Origin of the sequence: Dichotomicrobium thermohalophilum, assembly GCF_003550175.1 — a bacterium.
In the GTDB taxonomy this organism is placed as follows: domain Bacteria; phylum Pseudomonadota; class Alphaproteobacteria; order Rhizobiales; family Rhodomicrobiaceae; genus Dichotomicrobium; species Dichotomicrobium thermohalophilum.
On the sequence record NZ_QXDF01000001.1, the window covers coordinates 1,686,629 to 1,705,034 of the forward strand.

17 protein-coding genes are annotated in these 18,406 nt (G+C 64.3%); 6 read left to right on the forward strand and 11 right to left on the reverse strand.

Annotated elements, in window-relative coordinates:
* Window positions 1-3: 3 nt before the first annotated feature.
* The 7 genes from alr to rpsF form a co-directional block, all read right to left on the reverse strand.
* Window positions 4-1,173: an alanine racemase gene (gene alr, locus BXY53_RS07735; protein WP_119061258.1), complete on the reverse strand. Its 1,170-nt coding sequence runs from the start codon at window positions 1,171-1,173 to the stop codon at window positions 4-6.
* On the reverse strand, window positions 1,160-2,662 hold the full coding sequence (locus BXY53_RS07740) for a replicative DNA helicase (protein WP_119061259.1): 1,503 nt from the start codon (window positions 2,660-2,662) through the stop codon (window positions 1,160-1,162). The genes alr and BXY53_RS07740 overlap by 14 nt, the downstream gene beginning before the upstream one ends.
* 209 nt (window positions 2,663-2,871) lie before the next feature.
* Window positions 2,872-4,125 (reverse strand): cyclopropane fatty acid synthase, encoded by a 1,254-nt coding sequence (locus BXY53_RS07745; RefSeq protein ID WP_119061260.1) that lies wholly within the window; start codon window positions 4,123-4,125, stop codon window positions 2,872-2,874.
* Between the two features lie 145 nt (window positions 4,126-4,270).
* Complete coding sequence (rplI, locus tag BXY53_RS07750) at window positions 4,271-4,897, reverse strand: 50S ribosomal protein L9 (protein WP_119061261.1); 627 nt, start codon at window positions 4,895-4,897, stop codon at window positions 4,271-4,273.
* 62 nt (window positions 4,898-4,959) lie between these two features.
* A complete protein-coding gene (locus BXY53_RS07755; protein ID WP_119061262.1) occupies window positions 4,960-5,937 on the reverse strand; it encodes a DUF2232 domain-containing protein in 978 nt (325 codons plus the stop codon).
* 81 nt (window positions 5,938-6,018) lie between these two features.
* Window positions 6,019-6,267 (reverse strand): 30S ribosomal protein S18, encoded by a 249-nt coding sequence (rpsR, locus tag BXY53_RS07760; protein WP_119061263.1) that lies wholly within the window; start codon window positions 6,265-6,267, stop codon window positions 6,019-6,021.
* On the reverse strand, window positions 6,264-6,635 hold the full coding sequence (gene rpsF / locus BXY53_RS07765) for a 30S ribosomal protein S6 (RefSeq protein WP_119061829.1): 372 nt from the start codon (window positions 6,633-6,635) through the stop codon (window positions 6,264-6,266). The genes rpsR and rpsF overlap by 4 nt, the downstream gene beginning before the upstream one ends.
* Window positions 6,636-7,069: 434 nt before the next feature.
* On the opposite strand from rpsF, the gene fabD reads away from it, so the two are divergent.
* The 6 genes from fabD to gmk all read left to right on the forward strand — a co-directional run bounded on the left by fabD (window position 7,070) and on the right by gmk (window position 12,897).
* Complete coding sequence (gene fabD / locus BXY53_RS07770; RefSeq protein WP_119061264.1) at window positions 7,070-8,026, forward strand: ACP S-malonyltransferase; 957 nt, start codon at window positions 7,070-7,072, stop codon at window positions 8,024-8,026.
* 47 nt (window positions 8,027-8,073) lie between these two features.
* Window positions 8,074-8,811, forward strand: a complete 738-nt coding sequence (gene fabG / locus BXY53_RS07775) for a 3-oxoacyl-[acyl-carrier-protein] reductase (RefSeq protein ID WP_119061265.1) — start codon at window positions 8,074-8,076, stop codon at window positions 8,809-8,811.
* Between the two features lie 266 nt (window positions 8,812-9,077).
* On the forward strand, window positions 9,078-9,317 hold the full coding sequence (locus BXY53_RS07780; RefSeq protein ID WP_119061266.1) for an acyl carrier protein: 240 nt from the start codon (window positions 9,078-9,080) through the stop codon (window positions 9,315-9,317).
* Between the two features lie 115 nt (window positions 9,318-9,432).
* Window positions 9,433-10,719, forward strand: a complete 1,287-nt coding sequence (gene fabF, locus BXY53_RS07785) for a beta-ketoacyl-ACP synthase II (protein ID WP_119061267.1) — start codon at window positions 9,433-9,435, stop codon at window positions 10,717-10,719.
* 111 nt (window positions 10,720-10,830) lie between these two features.
* A complete protein-coding gene (gene mltG / locus BXY53_RS07790; protein WP_119061268.1) occupies window positions 10,831-12,153 on the forward strand; it encodes an endolytic transglycosylase MltG in 1,323 nt (440 codons plus the stop codon).
* A gap of 78 nt (window positions 12,154-12,231) precedes the next feature.
* A complete protein-coding gene (gene gmk, locus BXY53_RS07795) occupies window positions 12,232-12,897 on the forward strand; it encodes a guanylate kinase (RefSeq protein WP_119061830.1) in 666 nt (221 codons plus the stop codon).
* On the opposite strand, the gene rsmA is transcribed toward gmk, so the two are convergent.
* From rsmA to BXY53_RS07815, 4 genes are all read right to left on the reverse strand, one after another.
* On the reverse strand, window positions 12,894-13,760 hold the full coding sequence (rsmA, locus tag BXY53_RS07800) for a 16S rRNA (adenine(1518)-N(6)/adenine(1519)-N(6))-dimethyltransferase RsmA (protein ID WP_119061269.1): 867 nt from the start codon (window positions 13,758-13,760) through the stop codon (window positions 12,894-12,896). The genes gmk and rsmA overlap by 4 nt on opposite strands.
* Window positions 13,757-14,809 (reverse strand): 4-hydroxythreonine-4-phosphate dehydrogenase PdxA, encoded by a 1,053-nt coding sequence (gene pdxA / locus BXY53_RS07805; protein WP_119061270.1) that lies wholly within the window; start codon window positions 14,807-14,809, stop codon window positions 13,757-13,759. Before pdxA ends, rsmA begins: the two co-directional genes overlap by 4 nt.
* 55 nt (window positions 14,810-14,864) lie before the next feature.
* Window positions 14,865-16,019 carry a SurA N-terminal domain-containing protein gene (locus BXY53_RS07810; protein ID WP_170144374.1) on the reverse strand — a complete coding sequence of 385 codons (1,155 nt, stop codon included), beginning with the start codon at window positions 16,017-16,019 and terminating at the stop codon, window positions 14,865-14,867.
* A gap of 89 nt (window positions 16,020-16,108) precedes the next feature.
* Complete coding sequence (locus BXY53_RS07815; protein WP_170144375.1) at window positions 16,109-18,385, reverse strand: LPS-assembly protein LptD; 2,277 nt, start codon at window positions 18,383-18,385, stop codon at window positions 16,109-16,111.
* Window positions 18,386-18,406: the final 21 nt, after the last annotated feature.

Consider the following 18,406-nt stretch of genomic DNA (forward strand, 5'->3'; position numbering starts at 1 on the left):
CCGTCAGCCGCCGATGAAGTGGCGTGTGTAGCGCGGGCCGAGGCTGGTCAGCACTTCGTAGCCGATGGTCTGGGCGCGGGCGGCGAGCTCGTCGACCGTCAGGCGCGGGCCCAGAAGTTCGATCCAACCGCCGCGCCGGGCCAGCGCACCGGGGACGTTGGTGACATCGAAGGCGGTCAGATCCATCGAGACGCGGCCGAGGACTGGCACCTTGTGCGGGCCGATGAAGCCATGCGCGCCTTCCCGCGCGTCGCTGCCGCCCAGCAAGCGGATGTAGCCGTCGGCATAGCCCGCCGTGACAATGGCGATGCGCGACGGGCGGGTCAGCGTGTGCGCCGCGCCGTAACCGACCGTGTCACCGGGGCCTGCCTCCCGCACAGTGGCGATGCGCGCCAGCAGCGTAACGACCGGCTGCATCGGCGGCGCGCCCTCGAGCGCCTGCCCGCCGTAGAGCGCCACGCCCGCCCGCGTCATGTCGTAATGATAACGCGGGCCGAGCTGTATGCCGCCAGAGGCTGCGAGGCTGGCCGGCGCCGGGGGCAGCAGCGCGCGCATCTCGTCGAACAGGGTGGCTTGGACATCCGTCTTGGGGTCGCCCTGGGTGTCGGCGCAGGCCAGATGGCTCATGACGAGAGCCGGGTCGAACGCCTCCAGCCATTCAGGGCGCGCGGCAAGCGCCTGGACCCCCGTCATGTCGAGGCCGAGACGGTTGAAGCCGGTGTCGAGGTGGATGGCCGCCGGTCCCGCGTAGCCGGTCGCCCGGCAGTAGCCGGCCCACTCTTCGATCTCCGCAAGATCGCCGAGAACGGGCCGCAACTGCGCGGCAACGAAATGCTCCGCCGCGCCCGGCGCCAGCCCGTCAAGCACGTAAATAGTCGCCTCGGGCAGGGCCGGGCGCAGATCCAGCGCCTCGCCCAGCGTGGCGACAAAGAAGGTCCGCGCGCCCTCTGCGGCCAGCGCCCGCGCGCAGGGCACCGCACCCAGGCCGTATCCGTCGGCCTTGACCACTGCTGCCGTCTCCGCGCCGGGCGCCATATCGCGCAGCCGCCGGTAATTCGCCCGCAGCGCGTCGAGGTCAATCAGCAGCAGCGCCGTATCCCGCGGATCGGGCGCAATATGCCCCGCCGTGTGCGGCCACGTTGTCTCGTTCAGTCTTTGCTCAGCCCCATCCATCCGGTTCCTGCCCGGCGCGCGCCAGGTCGGAGAAGCGGGTCACGTCGGCGCTGAACTGCAGGCGCACGGTGCCCGTCGGGCCGTGGCGCTGCTTGCCGATGATGACCTCCGCGATGCCCTGCACCTGGTCCATCTCGTCCTGCCACTTCTGGTGCTCCTCGACCTTGGTCGTCGAAGGCTCCTGACGCTGCACGTAGTACTCCTCGCGGAACACGAACAGCACGACGTCGGCATCCTGCTCGATGGAGCCGGATTCGCGCAAGTCCGCCAGCTGTGGGCGCTTGTCCTCGCGCTGTTCCACCTGACGCGACAATTGCGACAGCGCGATGATCGGGACGTCCAGCTCCTTGGCGAGCGCCTTCAGGCCGGTGGTGATCTCGGTGATTTCCTGAACGCGGCTGTCCGAGGCGCGCTTTGAGGTGCCGGCGAGGAGCTGGACATAGTCGACCACGATCAGGTCGAGACCCTTCTGGCGCTTGAGCTTGCGCGCGCGGGCCGCGAGCTGCGCGACCGATATGCCACCGGTATGGTCGATGTAAAGCGGGATGCTTTGCATCTGCTGCGTGACCTCGACCAGCCGCCGGAATTCGCTCTCGTCGATCATGCCGCGGCGGATGCGCTCGGACGGGATCTCGGCCTGCTCTGCGATGATGCGCGTTGCCAGCTGTTCGGCAGACATTTCGAGCGAGAAGAACCCGACGACACCGCCATCCACCGTTTTTTCGTTGCCTTCGGCATCGGTCTCGGTCCGATGTGCCTTCGCGACGTTGAAGGCCACATTGGTCGCGAGGGCCGTCTTGCCCATGGATGGGCGGCCGGCGAGGATGATGAGGTCGGATTTCTGCAGTCCGCCCATTGTCCGGTCGAGGTCATGCAGCCCGGTCGACAAGCCGGACAAATGCCCGTCGCGCTCATAGGCGTGCGAGGCCATTTCGATCGCGTCCGTGAGCGCGGTCGAGAAGGACATGAAGCCGGCGCCGTATTTGCCTTTTTCCGCAAGCTCGAACAGGCGCTGCTCGGCATCCTCGATCTGCGCTTCGGGCGGCATGTCGACGGGCGAATCATAGGCCGTGTTGACCATGTCCTCGCCAACGATGATCAGATTCCGGCGCACGGCGAGGTCGTAGATGGTCCGGCCGTAGTCGTGCGCGTTGATGACGCTGACGGCATTGGCCGCGAGCCGCCCGAGATATTGCGGCACGGTCAGTCCGCCGATCGGCTCCTCGGCCTCGAAAAACGTCTTGAGCGTGATCGGCGTCGCCTGCTTGCCGGCCTGGATGAGCTTCGCAGCGGTCTCGTAGATGCGCGCGTGCAGTGGATCGTAAAAATGCTCCGCCGCGAGAAAGGCCGAGACCCGGTCAAAGGCGTTGTTGTTGATCAGAATCGCGCCCAGCAACGCCTGTTCCGCCTCGATATTGTGCGGCGCCTGGCGGAACGGCAGCGCGTTGTCCTGCGCGAGAACAGCCGTATTTGCTTGGTTCGTGCTCATGGCCGAAGACATATCGCGATTCCACTTTGCGGTGGGGCGTTATCACCCGCCGTCTCCCCGCTATACGCGATATGCACAGAGAAGGGGTGATTCGTGCGGCAGGAAATTGACCGTGGCGAATCGCGAGAGCGCGATCCGAAAAAGCCTGTCCCGGACACGATCCGGGAAGGAACATCCTTTCTCTGATGGATCGCGCGTGACCGCCGGGATCAGGTGCCGGCGAGGCGTGGGCGCTGACCGCCGCCGGCTTCGATAGCCTCCAGACGCCGTTCGTCCTCGACCATATAGTCGCGCGTGAGCGGCAGGGCGTCGACCTGCTTGATGAGCTGGATCTGGAACACCATCATCCCCTGATATCGGAAGGCCAGCTCGGACCCGGCGAGGTAGAACTCCCACATCCGGCAGAACCGCTCGCCCATCAGCCGCTTGGCCTCGTCCCGCCGCGCCATGAAGGCGTCGCGCCAGGCGCGTAGTGTGTGGGCATAATGCAGCCGAAGAATTTCGATGTCTGCGACGACCAGTCCTGCGCGCTCGATGGCCGGGATCACCTCGCTGAGCGAAGGGATGTAGCCGCCGGGGAAGATGTATTTCTCGATGAAGGGGTTGGTGATGCCCGGCGTGTCGGACCGCCCTATCGAATGCAGCAACGCCACGCCATCATCCTTCAGGAGCTTGTAAACCTGATTGAAGAACTCCTGATAGTGGTTCACGCCGACGTGCTCGAACATGCCGACCGAGACGATCCGATCGAACTTCTCCTCGACTTTGCGGTAGTCGCGCAGTTCGAAACGGACCTGACTATCCAGCCCCATCTTCTTTGCACGCTCACGGGCGCGGCGGAGCTGTTCGTTGCTCAGGGTGATGCCGGTGACGCGCGCATCTGCCAGCTGAGCGAGTGACAAGCCAAGCCCGCCCCAACCGGAGCCGATGTCGAGCACGTCCTGGCCCGGTGACACCCGCAGCTTGGCCGCGATGTGGCGCTTCTTGGCCCGCTGGGCCTCGGCCAGATCGACGTTTTCGTGCGGGAAGTAGGCGCAGGAATACTGCCAGTCCGGGTCCAGGAACAGGTCATAGATTTCTGGCGGGATGTCGTAGTGGTGCGAGGCATTCCGCGCCGCGCGGCCGACCGGATTGTACTGGCGCGCCCACCGTGTCGCGTAGCGCATCCGGTCGAGTAGCCGTGCGCTTCCCGGAGGCCCCGTCCGCTGGGTGTTCCTGATGAGAAGTTCGAGAAACTCGTAAACGCTGCCCTGTTCCAGGTTGAGCCGGGCGTCCATGAAGGCTTCGGCGATCGCCAGGCCGGGGTCAAGCGCGATCCGCCATTCGACCGGCTTGTCGTGAAGGCGAACCACGACCTGCGGCCCGGTATTGTCGCCGTAAGTGCGCGCACGGCCGTCAGCGTCAATGAAGGTCAGGTTTCCCGAGGTTACGACCCGGTCCAGAAGTAACCAGAGCGGTGACATTATCGGCCCGCGGTGTTGCCCGTCGTTTTCTTTCTCCCAAGACCAGCGCGGCGCGCTGCGTATACGACAACGACGGTAGCAAACTTTTTGTTCCCCCGCCACCGGCCGAAAATCGACAGTGGCCGCCGGGGCGGGGGCGGGCCCCTTACTCCGCCGGCTTTTCCGATTCTTCGGCTTCCTCGCCGGTCTCGCTCACGGTCTCCGCTTCCGGCTCCACGCCCGGCTCGAAGAACTCTTCCTCAAGCTCCTCGCGCGAGACGTGCTCGTACTCGGTCTCCTCGCGGATTGCTGTGACGTCCTGTCCCTGTGCCTGCAGGTCGGCCTCATCCTGCGAGCGGGCGACGTTGAGGGTGATGTGCACGTCGACTTCCGGGTGAAGCTGGACGCGCACCTGATGCAGGCCCAGCGTCTTGATCGGCCGATCGAGCAACACCTGGCTACGGTTGATCGAAGTGCCGGCCTCCGAGACCAGATTGGCGATGTCGCGCGTGCTCACCGAGCCGTAGAGTTGGCCGGTGTCGCTGGCCTGGCGGATCGCCACGAAACTCTCGCCATCCAGCTTTTCGGCCACCGCTTCGGCCTCCTTGCGCAGTTCCAGGTTCCGTGCCTCGATCTGCGCCCGCTCGCGCTCGAACCGGGCGATGTTGTCCTTCGTGGCGCGCAGAGCTTTGCCCTGCGGCAGCAGATAGTTGCGGGCATGGCCGTCGCGCACGGTCACGACGTCACCCATCTGGCCGAGCTTGCCGACCCTTTCCAACAGAATCACCTGCATGTCACCGTTCTCCGTTCGTTGTTTCTGAAATTGCGCAGGCGGCGTTCAGCGCCGCCAAAAACCTAATCGGGCCTTGGCCCATCCGGCGGACCGGAGCTGTCCCGACGTTCCTGAGCCCGTTGGCGCAGCCGCAGAAGCGGCTCTGCCACGCCGAGAAGCGCCACGAGCAGCCCGAGCCACCCGACAAGAACGATCCCGACATAAAGGAGCACGAGAACCAGCGGCTGAAACGTGCTGCCGCGCGTGATCACATGGATGACCACAAGGCCCATCAGCAGATAAGCCAGCAGGATGGCGCCGGTGAACGCCGAGGCGATCGCTGCGGTCAGCCCCGCGAAAAGCATGGTGCCGACCAGGGCCACAAGGAAGGCGATCGGCAGAAAGCGCGGGTATTCCATGTCCGACAGGCTCGGCCAGGGTCGGATCAGCCGGCCGGAGACCGAGGCGATCTTGCCGCCGAGCCAGATGTTGATGAGCATGATCAGCAGCCAGACTGCGGCAACGGCGCCGGGCAGGATACCGCCCATGAACTTCACGGTCTGGTTGATCTGCTCTTCGGTCAGCTCCTGCTCGCCCTGCTGCAGCGCGGGCAGCAGTGTCTCGTCGAATAGCTGGCGCACGCTTGTATCGTAATCGCCCGTGCCCGCCGCGAGCACCACCGCGGAGCCACCGCCGATCGCACCCGCAATCAGCGCGGCCCAAGCGATCAGACGTCCCGGAGGATACCATGCCAGCCCGCCCGGCGCCTGCGGCTCGGGACGGCTCAGCAGCGCGAGATAAACCAGAAGCGCTGCAGGCCCGGCCAGCATCAGCGCATAGGTGAGCGAGACGTTGATGCTGAAAAGCGCGGCGGCGATCAGCATGCCGACGCCGAGGCCAATCAGGCTGGCCCTGATACCCCAGCCGAGCCCCGCGATCATCAAGGGCAAAGGCGTGATATAGACGAGCAGCGCAGCCGCCACGGCGCTCGTCGCCGCAGAGACGAAAATCAGCGCCGAAACGAGGCCGGCCAGAGCGCCGATCACGGCAGGGTTGTTCATCACAAGCTGTCCCGCTTTTTGCGTAGCGGTTAGAGACGTCGCACTTGGGCGCCGTCCCAACCCCCGCCGTGGTCCGGCGGATTATTTCACGACGTAGGGCAGAAGACCGAGGAAACGCGCCCGCTTGATGGCGCGCGCCAGTTCACGCTGCTTCTTGGCCGAGACGGCGGTAATGCGGCTCGGCACGATCTTCCCGCGCTCGGAGACGAAACGCTGCAACAGCTTGACGTCCTTGTAGTCGATCTTCGGCGCGTTCTCACCGGAGAACGGGCAGGTCTTGCGCCGCCGGTGGAAGGGGCGCCGGACTGGAAGCTGGGAAATATCCGTCATTCCTGACCTCCACCACGTCCGCCGCGCCGCGAGCCGCGCCGTTCTTCGGAGCGCTTCATCATCGGCGAGGGCTTGTCGTCCAGTTCCCCGACGCGAAGGGTCAGGAAACGGATGACGTCACCCGACAGGCGCATTTGACGCTCCATTTCGGCAACCGCCTCGTGCGGCGCGTCGATGTTCATCATGTGATAGTGCGCCTTGCGGTTCTTCTTGATCTTGTAGGCCAGCGGCTTCAGGCCCCAGTACTCGGTCTTCCCGACCTGGCCGCCGTTGTCGTTGATGACCTTGGAGAACTCTTCCAGCAGACTCTGGGCCTGCTGCGCGGACACATCCTGCCGCGCGAGAAACACATGCTCATACTGTGGCATGATCTTTCGCCTTTCCTTCATGTTTTCGTTTCGGCGCAAAGCCTCTTTTGAGCCCGGTGCGAGTTTGCGGAAAGGCTCAAAGGAAGACCGTCAAAAGAGCGGAAACACCGGCGCGCCAACAGGCGACCGTTCAGCCTCCAGCCGAAACTTGCGCCTTATTTAGTGCGCCGGGGCGCGCTCATGCAACAAAAATTTGCCATAAAGAACCGGCGCATGAGGGGGCGCTCGCGGCGTGGTCACGGCCGGAGCGGCCGGCGGTCTTGACAAGCCGGCTGCAAACAGTGTCTTTGACCGCACGTCGATTGGGTTAACGAGCAGTCGGGAGGCTGCACCCAGCGCGTGCGCTTGCGACGGACGCCCAGCGCCGGGCGCGCCACTGAAATCGCAGAATACCAACGAGCCTGAAATACCCGATCCCAGCGCGAACCGAACAGATGACGCAGGCGGCTTTTACATTCCCCGGCCAGGGCAGCCAGCATGTCGGCATGGGCGTCGACCTCGCCCGCAACTTCGCGGCCGCCCGCGCGGTCTTCGAGGAAGTGGATGAGGTGCTCGGTCAGGACCTCTCGGGGCTGATGCGCGAGGGGCCGGAGGATGAGTTGACGCTCACCGAAAACGCACAGCCCGCGCTGATGGCGGTGTCGATGGCGGTGATGCGCGTGCTGGAACAGGAGCATGGGTTTTCGCTGGCCGATCAGGCGCGCTATGTCGCTGGCCATTCACTAGGTGAATACTCCGCGCTGGCCGCCGCCGGATCGCTGTCCATCGCTGATGCGGCGCGGCTACTGCGCACGCGCGGGCAGGCCATGCAGCAGGCGGTGCCGGTCGGCGCCGGCGCGATGGCCGCGCTGATGGGGCTCGACCTCGACACGGTGCACGACGTGGCCCGCAAGGCCGCCGAGAGCGATGTCTGCCAGGTGGCGAACGACAACGCGCCGGGGCAGGTTGTCATCAGCGGTTCGAGGGCGGCGGTTGACCGCGCGGTGGAGCTGGCGCGCGAACGGGGCGCGCGGCGCAGCGTGCTGCTGCCCGTCAGTGCGCCGTTCCATTGTGAGCTGATGCAGCCGGCGGCCGATCGCATGGCCGAAGCCCTGAACGAGGTGACGATCAAGGCCCCGAGTGTGCCCGTCGTGGTCAATGTGCGGGCCCGGCCTGAGAGCGAGCCGGATGAACTGCGCCAGCGTCTGGTCGAGCAGGTGACCGGCACGGTCCGCTGGCGGGAGACGATCGAATTCATGGCCGGTGAAGGCATAACCCGCATTTACGAAATCGGCGCGGGCAAGGTGCTGAGCGGGCTGGCGCGGCGCATCTCGCGTGAGCTGGAGACCAAGTCTATCGGCACCGCTGAGGATATTGACGCCGCTAGCAAGGCGCTCGGCGCACAGGCTTGAGCGAAAGACGAGGCAATCCGAGAACCAAGGGCAGGGTGAGGCTCTCAATGTTCGACTTGACGGGACGCTGCGCGCTGGTAACCGGCGCAACCGGCGGCATCGGCGCGGAACTGGCCGCGGCGCTGCACCGCCAGGGCGCGCACGTGGCACTGTCCGGGACGCGCAAGCAGCGGCTGGATGAGCTTGCCGCGCAGCTGGGCGAGCGTGTCGCGACCCTGCCATGCGATCTCTCCGACCGCGACGCCGTGAGCGCCCTGCCGGGCCAGGCGGAAGAGGCGCTGGGTCGTCTCGACATCGTCGTGAATAACGCCGGCATCACCCGCGACAACCTGTTCATGCGGATGAAGGACGAGGAGTGGGATCAGGTCATTCAGGTGAACCTGACTGCAACCTTCCTCGTTTGCCGGGGCGCGTTGCGCGGGATGATGAAGCGTCGCTTCGGGCGTATCATCAACATTGCCTCGATCTCCGGCGTGATCGGCAATCCGGGGCAGGGGAATTACGCCGCATCGAAAGCGGGCATGGTCGGGATGACGAAGTCGCTCGCCCGCGAAGTCGCACCGCGCGGCATCACGGCGAACTGCATCGCGCCAGGTTTCATCGAAACCGCGATGACCGGCGAACTGAACGACAAGCAGGTCGAGACCATCGCCGCCGCGATCCCCTCGGGCACATTCGGCAAGCCCAGCGATATCGCCGCTGCCGCGGTTTATTTGGCCAGCAACGAAGCGGGCTATGTGACCGGCGAGACCCTGCACGTCAACGGCGGCATGGCAATGGTCTGAGCCGATGATGCCCGCCTTCCAGAGACCGCAGAATGTCCCAGTCGCCTGCGTGGACGACCAGTATGGGACGACTGGTCAGGCATTTGGAAACGTGTTAACAACCCGTGCTTTCGCGCAGGCGGGGCGCAACCGGATGTCCGGTCGCAGCCGCTATCCGCCCTCTGGCGGAGCCCCAAACGCACAAAGGGTTGCGCGCTAGCCCAGCCCAAGTCTAAATCCCTACTATGGCTTAAGGTTGAGTACATTCTCATCACAGCGAGGCGAAAATGAGCGATATCTCCGAACGCGTGACGAAGATCGTCGTGGAGCATCTTGGCGTCGAAGCCGATAAAGTGCAGCCGAATGCAAGCTTTATCGACGATCTGGGGGCCGACAGCCTCGACACGGTCGAGCTGGTGATGGCGTTCGAGGAAGAATTCAACTGCGAGATCCCGGACGACGCCGCTGAGACCATTCAGACGGTCGGGGATGCGATCAAGTTCCTGGAAGAGAACGCTGGTTCGTGAACATCATGGTCCGTCGGGGATACCCGGTATCGGTCATCGGCCGATAAATCGCACGCCTTGATGGTCATCGACCCGCAGGGCGGGTATTCCCTTCAACCTACGCAGTGAGTCGTTCATGGCCCACACTCCTCCGTCCGTTCCCTTCCGCCGTGTTGTCATCACCGGAATGGGTCTTGTCTCCCCGCTTGGCTGTGGCGTGGATGCGTCCTGGCGCCGGATCGTCGCGGGCGAAAGCGGCGCGAAGCGCATCGACGAGTTCCCCACGGACGATCTGCCATGCAAGGTCGCCTGCTTCATTCCCAAGGGCAACGGCGAAGGGGAGTATAATCCCGACGACTGGATGGAGCCGAAAGAACAACGCAAGGTCGATGATTTCATCGTCTTTGCGATGGCAGCCACCGAGCAGGCCCTGACCGACGCCGGCTGGAAACCCGACAGGTACGAGGATCAGATACGCACTGGGGTCCTGATCGGATCCGGCATCGGTGGTCTACAGGGAATCGAACACGCCTCGCTGCTTATGGCGGACAAGGGGCCGAGGCGTATCAGCCCGTTCTTCATTCCGGGGCGGCTGATCAATCTGGCCGGCGGTTATGTGTCGATCCGCTATGGCTTCAAGGGCCCGAACCACGCGGTCGTGACGGCTTGTTCGACAGGGACCCACGCAATCGGCGATGCCTATCGCCTGGTGGCGCTCGGTGACGCGGACGTGATGGTCGCGGGCGGCACGGAATCGCCGCTGTGCCGGCTGTCGGTCGCCGGGTTCTCGGCAGCGCGGGCGCTCTCGACGAGCTTCAACGATCAGCCTCAGCGCGCCTCGCGCCCGTTTGACCGCGACCGCGACGGTTTCGTGATGGGCGAGGGTGCGGGAATCGTGGTGCTGGAATCCTATGAGCACGCCAAGGCCCGCGGCGCACCGATCTATGGCGAGGTCGTCGGCTACGGACTGTCGGGCGACGCCTACCACATCACGGCGCCGGCAGAGAACGGCGACGGGGCCTACCGCTGCATGGAGGCCGCGCTCAGGAACGCCGGCATGTCGCCCGGGGAGATCGGCTATGTGAACGCGCACGGCACCTCCACCCCGATGGGCGACGAGATCGAGGTGGGGGCGGTGGAGCGACTGTTCGGCGAGGCGGCCAACGGCCTCATCATGTCCTCGACGAAATCTGCAGTCGGGCACCTCCTGGGGGCGGCCGGAGCGGCGGAGGCGATTTTCGCCACGCTCGTCCTGCGCGATGAGGTCATCCCGCCGACGCTGAACCTGGACAATCCATCGATCGAGACGCCGATCGACCTGACGCCGCACGAGGCGAAAAAGGCGCGCGTGGATGCCGTGCTGAGCAACTCGTTCGGCTTCGGCGGCACCAACGCTTCGTTGATCATCCGTCGCGTAGAGTAACGGGGCGCACGCGCGATGCCCGGGGCGGGGCGACCGCCCTCTTGCCATATTTGAACGCGAGTTTGTCAGCGATTTGCGATAGATCGCTGCAACGCAAGGGTTTTCGTCACAATGCCGACCGGCTCGAACGACTGGGACAGCGACGAGCGTTTCGCCTCGGACAGCTATGTCGGCGGCCGCAACGACTTCAGCGTGCTGCCGCGCAGCCCGTCCGAGGCGCTGGAACCCGACCAGCCACCAGAGGCCCCCAAGGGGCGCAAGCCCAAGCGCCAGCGTCAGCGTCCATTGTTCGCATTGATGAATGCGGTTTTCACCGCGCTGTTCGTCGGCATGCTCGGCTTCGTCGGCGCATTCTATTACGCGAAGATGCAGTTTGATAGCGCCGGGCCGCTCAAGCACGACACGGTCATCACGATCCCGCGCGGCGAAGGCGTCAACGCCATTGCCAGCCGGCTGGAGCGTGAGGGCATCATTCACGATCGCCGCATCTTCATGGCGGCCGTCCTCTATTTCGGCGCGCAGGCCAAGCTCAAGGCGGGAGACTACGCCATCGAAAGCGGCGCGACCATGCGCTCGGTGCTCGACACGCTTATCGAGGGCGACGCGATCCTCTACAAGGTGACGATCCCCGAAGGCTGGACCAGCCTGCAGACGGTGGAGCGGCTCCGCGCGACTCCCGAACTTTCTGGAGAGATCAAGGAGGTCCCGCCAGAAGGTTCCCTGATGCCCGACACCTACCGCTTCGCGCGGAACACGCCGCGCAGCGACATCATCGCGCGGATGCAGGCTGCCCAGGACGAGTTCCTCGAGAAGGTCTGGCCCACGCGCGACCCGAACCTGCCGATCGAGACCAAGGAGGAAGCCCTGATTCTGGCCTCCATCGTGGAAAAGGAGACCGGGCTCGCTGATGAACGCTCAAAGGTGGCGGGCGTGTTCATCAACCGGCTGCGCAAGGGGATGCGGCTCGCCTCAGACCCCACGATCATTTACGGGCTTGTCGGGGGCAAGGCCTCCCTCGGCCGGCCGATCTACCGCAGCGAGATCCGCAAGGAGACACCCTACAACACCTATGTGATCAAGGGGCTGCCGCCGACTCCGATCGCGAATCCGGGTCGCGCTGCGATCGAGGCGGTCTTGCGCCCGGCTGAAACGGACGCGCTGTATTTCGTTGCGGACGGCACAGGCGGTCATGTCTTTGCTGAAACGCTGGCCGAGCACAACCGGAACGTGGCGGAATGGCGCAAGATCGAAAAGCGCATCCGCGCCGAACAGGCGGCCGCTGAGCGCGAGGCTGAGGCTGAAGAAGCGCAGACGACCGAAACCGCGAGCCGCCCGATGCCGGAGACAGCAGCCATGGCGGCAATGGCCGAGGACTCTGCCGTGGCCGCCTCCGCGCCGCCGCCCATTCCGCTGCCGATGCGCGCGCCGCGATGAATATTTGCGCTCTTGTGGTCGCGGTGTGGTTCAAGCTATTGGTCCTGCACGCAACCGTAATGTTTGAGCAGGATGCCGATGCACGAGCATGGTGAAACCGGCTCCACGCCACAGGAGGCGCCCCAGCGCAAGGGCTTCATGCTCGTGTTGTCGTCGCCCTCGGGTGCCGGCAAGACTTCCCTGGCCCGAAAGCTGCTTGAGGTCGAAAGCGATATCGCGCCCTCTATCTCCGTGACAACGCGCTCGCGGCGGCCGACCGAGACCGACGGCGTGGACTACTGGTTCGTCACACCGGAGCAGTTCACGGCAATGCGTGACCGTGGCGAGTTGCTCGAATGGGCGAATGTTTTCGGCAACCTCTACGGCACGCCGAAGATGCCCGTTGAGCAAACCCTGGAGGCGGGCTCCGACGTTCTCTTTGACATTGATTGGCAGGGCGGGGCGCAGCTGCGCAAGGCTGCGCCGCATGATGTCGTCTGCGTCTTCATCCTGCCGCCTTCGGCTGAGGCGCTGCGCCACCGGCTACGCAGCCGGGCAACAGAAAGCCCCGAGGTGATCGAGAAGCGCCTGGCCGGCGCGCCCCACGAGATCGACGCCTGGCAAGACTACCAGTACGTGATCGTCAACGACGACTTTGACCAGAGCCTTGCCAATCTTCGCGCAATTCTGCGGGCCGAGCGTCTGCGGCGCGAGCGGCAGACGCGGCTACCCGAATTCGTTGCGCAGTTGCAGCAAGAGCTTTAGCCGGCCTTGTCCTTCCGCGCCTCATAAGCGGCTGCGAGACGCGCGAAATCCGCAACGGTGAGCTGTTCCGCGCGGGCCGTTGGGGCGATTCCGACTTTGGCCAGCAACTCCTCCGCGTCTTCGCTCAGCCGCGCCAGGCTTGCCCGCACCATCTTGCGGCGCTGCCCGAAGGCTGCAGCCGTGACGGCCGCCAGGCTGGTGAGGCGGCAGGCCGGCGCCGGCGCGGCGCGCGGGGTCAGCGTCACCACGGCCGATGCGACCTTCGGCGGCGGCGTGAAGGCGGCCGGTGGTAGCGTCAACGCCAGCCGCACCTCGCAGCGCCATTGGGCCAGCACCGAGAGCCGGCCATAAACCTTGCTGCCCGGTGTCGCGATCAGCCGGTCTGCCACCTCACGCTGGAACATCAGGCACAGCAACTCATACCAGGGTGGCCACGGCTCCACCGAAAGCCAGCCGACCAGGAGCGGCGTCGCGACGGAATAGGGCAGGTTGGCGACGACCTTAACGGGGCCGGGCGCATCTTGCACGAGTGCGGCCTGATCGACGCTCAGCGCGTCACCCTCGATGATCTCCAGGCGTCCGGGATAGTGGGCTGCAATCGCTTCCAGCGCGGGGCGGCAGCGCGTATCCCGTTCGATGGCCACGACTTTCGCCGCGCCTTCCAATAGCAGCGCGCGCGTCAGGCCGCCGGGGCCGGGGCCGATTTCGAGCACGGTGACATCGTCGAGCGGCGCCGCCGCACGGGCGATACGCCGGGTCAGGTTGAGATCGAGGATGAAATTCTGGCCGAGGCTCTTGCGGGCGGTCAGCCCGAGTTTGGCGATCACCTCGCGGAGTGGCGGCAGCCCGTCGGGCGTGCTCACGCGAGCCCCTCTTTCCGCCCCCGGCGAGTCTCGGCCATGTCGGCAGCCAGCCTGAGGGCGGCGATCAGGCTGTCCGGCCGCGCCTTGCCGGTGCCAGCTATGTCGAACGCGGTGCCGTGATCGGGCGATGTGCGCACGAAGGGCAAGCCAAGCGTGACGTTCACACCCTCGTCGAAGGCGAGCGTCTTGACCGGGATGAGCGCCTGATCGTGGTACATCCCCAGGATCGCATCGTAACGCTGGCGGGCTTCAGCGTGGAACGCCGTGTCCGCTGGCAGCGGGCCAAGCGTCTCGATGCCCTGGTTGGCGAGGGCGGCAATGGCCGGATCTATAATGTCGCGCTCTTCCGTGCCCATGGTGCCGTCCTCGCCGGCGTGCGGGTTCAGCCCCGTGAGCGCGATACGCGGCTTGGCGATCCCGAAATCCTCGATCAAAGCACGATGGGTGATGACGGCCGTTTCGATGATCCGCTCAGCGGTCAGCGCCTCCGGAACGTCGCGCAGCGCGATGTGGACCGTGACAGGCACTGTTCGCAACCCCCCGCCATACAGCATCATGACGGGCGTAGCGTTCAGACCGTGGCGCTGCGCGAGCGCACCGAGATGGTCCGTGTGGCCCCGAAAACCAAAACCGGCGGCGGCCACGACGGCCTTTGACATGGGATTGGTCACGAGGGCGGATGCCTGGCCCGAAAGGACCAGTTCGACCCCCAGCTCGATCGCACTGATGACGCTGGGCGCATTTTCCGGGGCGGGCACGCGCGCCTCGAAAGACTTGACCGGCTTTGGTGTCGGCAGGACAGGCAGGGTCTCCTCAAAGACCTCGCTCGCCTCTACCGGCGCGTCGATCTCGGAAATCGGGATGGTATAGTGAAGTGCGTCAGCGCGCCGGGCCATGAGGTCCGGGTCAGCGATCATTGCAAAGCAGGGAATCGATGTGTCACGCCGCGCGGACCATGCCTTCATGGCGATTTCTGGTCCGATACCGGCCGGGTCACCCATTGTCAGGGCGAGGGGGCCCGCCTGTTCGGCGCGTTTGAACTCAGCCATCTTTCGACAACCGATCTAAGCGGGACGCGCCGCCGGGGCGTGACGCCCGCGAGAGTCAACGCCGCTCGATCAGCGCGTCCTGACGCAGGTCCTTAAGGTGCCGCCGGGCATAGATCTGGAATTCCTGCTGCCGACGGTCCGAACGCGACTGAGAGGACCCGTCATCCGTGTTCTTGACTTCCGGAGTCTTCTTACCGCACACCGCGTACAAGTCAACGCCTCCTGATGAGACGAGCGGGGGCAGCATCTGCCCGGCGCTGGCCTGAAGAAGCAGCGGGCGCGCGTCGCGCGGGAAAAAGGCCGCTTTCTTTCCAGCGTGACGCTCGAGCTTTGCACCGCCCGCCCGCTGGGCGAGGTTACTCAGGTCGCTGCAAGAGGAAAACTGCTTGCGGATGGACTGTCCGCGCACATAGGCGCGAGCGATCGCACCTTCGCCGCCACTGGCCGCCAGTCGGAGACGTCGGACATCAAACACCGTGCCGCGGGCGCTTTCTGCGGCGGCTTGCGCAGCCTCGCCGCTGCTGCCGACTAGTGAGGCGATCCGGAAGCCGTAGAGCTTGCGGATGGTGTCGCGCCAAGCCAGTTGGGCACGGATACGTTCGCGCATCGTGTCAACTTCAACGCCCTGCTTTTTGAAGGCCGCCAGAAACTCATCAACCGTCCGGTCCTTATTATTCGCCTTGGCCATTTGGGCCAGGCGCTCATCAACCTCGGACTCGCTGACGCTGACCTCGCGGCGTTTTGCTTCCTGGAGCATCAGCCGCTCGTCGATGAGTTGTTCGATGGCTTCGTCGCGGGTTTGGCGGTTGATATCTGCCATCACCTGCTTCTGCAGTCGGTTGACGAATTCCTTCTGCAGTTTCTGGGCCTCGGCGCGGGATTGCGGGCGCTGCTGCTGCATGAATTGCTGGAACTTCTGCTTGGTCTCCGCCGATTGCAGCAGGCCGCGCATCCGCTTGCCCAGCGCACCGCTCGTCAAGGCGAGGAATTTCTGACGCTGGGAGACGTCATAGGAGGTGATCGGCTCACCATTGACCTTGACGACGTAGCTCAGGTTGCCGGCGTTGGCGGTCTGCGGAAGCACGAGTGCGAGCGCCGCACCGGCTGCAAAGAAGAAATGTAGAAGCTTCATGTCTTGAGGCCCGTTTTGCGTTCGGCCGTCCGAGAGGCGGCGAAAGCCGTCCCGTTTGTCAAAGGAACCAAGTTGCACGCGTGATAGCTTCAAAAACACTGTGGCGACAAATTGCTCTTCTTGTCTGCGATACCAGGCTTTTGCCCAGGCAACTTGCGCCCTCAGGTCTAATTGCCGCCATCGGTCGCGGAGAACCCCCCAGTGACATCCGTTTGCACGTCTGCGCCGCCGAGGTTCTTGAATTCGAAGCCGACCAGGATCGTTTCCTCCGGTTCGATGTCGCGGTCCTCGATCTCCGACTTTGTGTATTTCACGGACATCATGAAGCATTCGCATGCGTATTTGACGCCGATGCTCTGCTCAAGGGCTTCATCCAGTTCGAAATTGTAGCGAATGTCGCCAAACACGGACCAAAGGTCCGTTACCTGCAGGGCTGCCGAAGCTAAGAGTTCTTCGCGATCCTCGAACACCCCGAGACCGGGCTGGGGATCGGCCTTCACGTAGTTGACCGCGCCGCGGACAGGGCCGTATTCGCCGGACCCCATCAGGTCGAGTCGGCGGACGTCGAAGGTGTCCTCGTCAAAGCGCGCCTGGGCGACGAGGCGGAACATGGTCGGTACGTCGAAATACATTCCGGCGACGTAATCTGACTGGTCTTCTTCGAGCCCGCTGCCTGAATCGAACGGGTTGGAACCGGCGATCTGATAGCTCTGGCCAGCGACGGCACGCATGCTGAACCCGTAATGGGACTGCAGCGTGTACTGGACACCGTAGTTCGCCCGCGTGCCGGTCTCCAGCCGGTCATAGCCGGAGAACTTGTCGATATCAAACAGGAGCGTGTCATCGAAGACGAGGCTCTGCGCATCCTCGTTCGGCGGCTTCGTCCCGTCCTCGTTGTCGGCGCGGAAGATGACCTGTGCCACCGGCTCGATCACCTGGGAGCCCCAGGACGAATGTTTCACCAGCGGCAAGCGATAATCCGCGCCGCCAGTCAACATTTGCCGGGTAAATGTATCGCCGGGGAACTCCGCAGGCGTAGAGGCACTACCCGGGGCGAGGGGCTCCTCATAGCTGGTAAATTTGTAAAGATCTGCGCGCGCCTGGGCGAATGGCGTGATGCGCTGGCCCATCGGGTCGGTCAGCGTCCGCCGCCAGCCGACTTCGCTCACGACACGATGTGATTCAGGCCCTTCGTCGCGGGTCAGCGACACGACATTGGTGTTCCAGGCCAATTCCCCGCCCAATACAGGGTCATCTGCGATATAGTTGTAGTCGATGACCGGGTGCACCAGGGTGTCGCGATCCGTGAGATCCTCGCCTTGAGGGTCTTCCAGCTCAGTGAGATTGACGAAATTGTAAGCGCGCGCGCTGAAATAATTCCGGTCGCTCTGGCCGATCAGATAGACCTCGGAGCTCCGTTCCGTTTCTGTCTTGGCATCCAGCTTGTAGAAGCGCCGGAACGTGTCATCCGACTCGGCGGTGATGTCCCAGCCCCAGTTCCAGAAACTGCCGATCCTGAAATTCCCTTGCGTCTCGATCGAGCCGCGGAACGAGCTGTCGGTTGGCGCGTTCGCCGGCGGGTCCTCATTGTAAGCTCCTGCAAGGAGGACGCGATATTGACCCGTCTCCAGTCGATGGCGCCAGTCTGCCTTGATGAGCGTGCCGGCATCCGTCGTGACCACGGGCGCAAGCGTCAGATCCTTGTTTGGGGCCAGCGCGAAATAATACGGCTGCTCGTAGGCAAATCCCAGCTCGTCGGACTGCCGGAAAGTCGGCGCGAGGAACCCGGAGCGGCGCGTAACGGTCGGGTCTGGGTGATAGAAATAGGGCACGTAGACAATCGGCAGCCCGAGGAATTCCAGCGTGGCGTCCTCGTAATAGATATTGCCTTCCGACTTGTCGTGGATGATCTTGCGCGCCCTGATCTCCCATAGAGGGCCTTCGCCGGACGGATCCTTGCAGACCTTGCAGGGGGTATAGGCCCCCTGCTCAAACACGGTCGTCTCGCCGTCTTCGCGATAGGCGCGCCGCGCGGCGATGCGCTCTTCATCCGAGGTCACGATCCGCAGGGAGCGGACGAAGCCGTCCTTGAAATCATCGGTCAGGTCGATCCGGTCCGCCTTCACTACCGCGCCGTCCGGCTCCTTGATGCGGACATTGCCAACAGCTTGGAGCGTCCCGGCCCTTTGGTCATAGATCAGTTCGTCGGCAACGAGGCTGTAGTTGTTGTAATAGACCTCGACGTTGCCTTCGGCGATCACCTGATCGTTCTTGCGGTCATAGATCAGATTGTCCGCCTGAAGGAGCAGCGGCTGCTGGCTGTCCGCCTCGCCGAAGGACTGCTCGATAAGGCTTTCCTGCGCGCCAGCGGCCAGCGGCGCCGCGATAAGGGCGACGACGATCAGCGCGAGTGCGGAACACACTATGCCCGTTGCGTGAGTCATGCGTTCAGCAAAGCCTCTCCG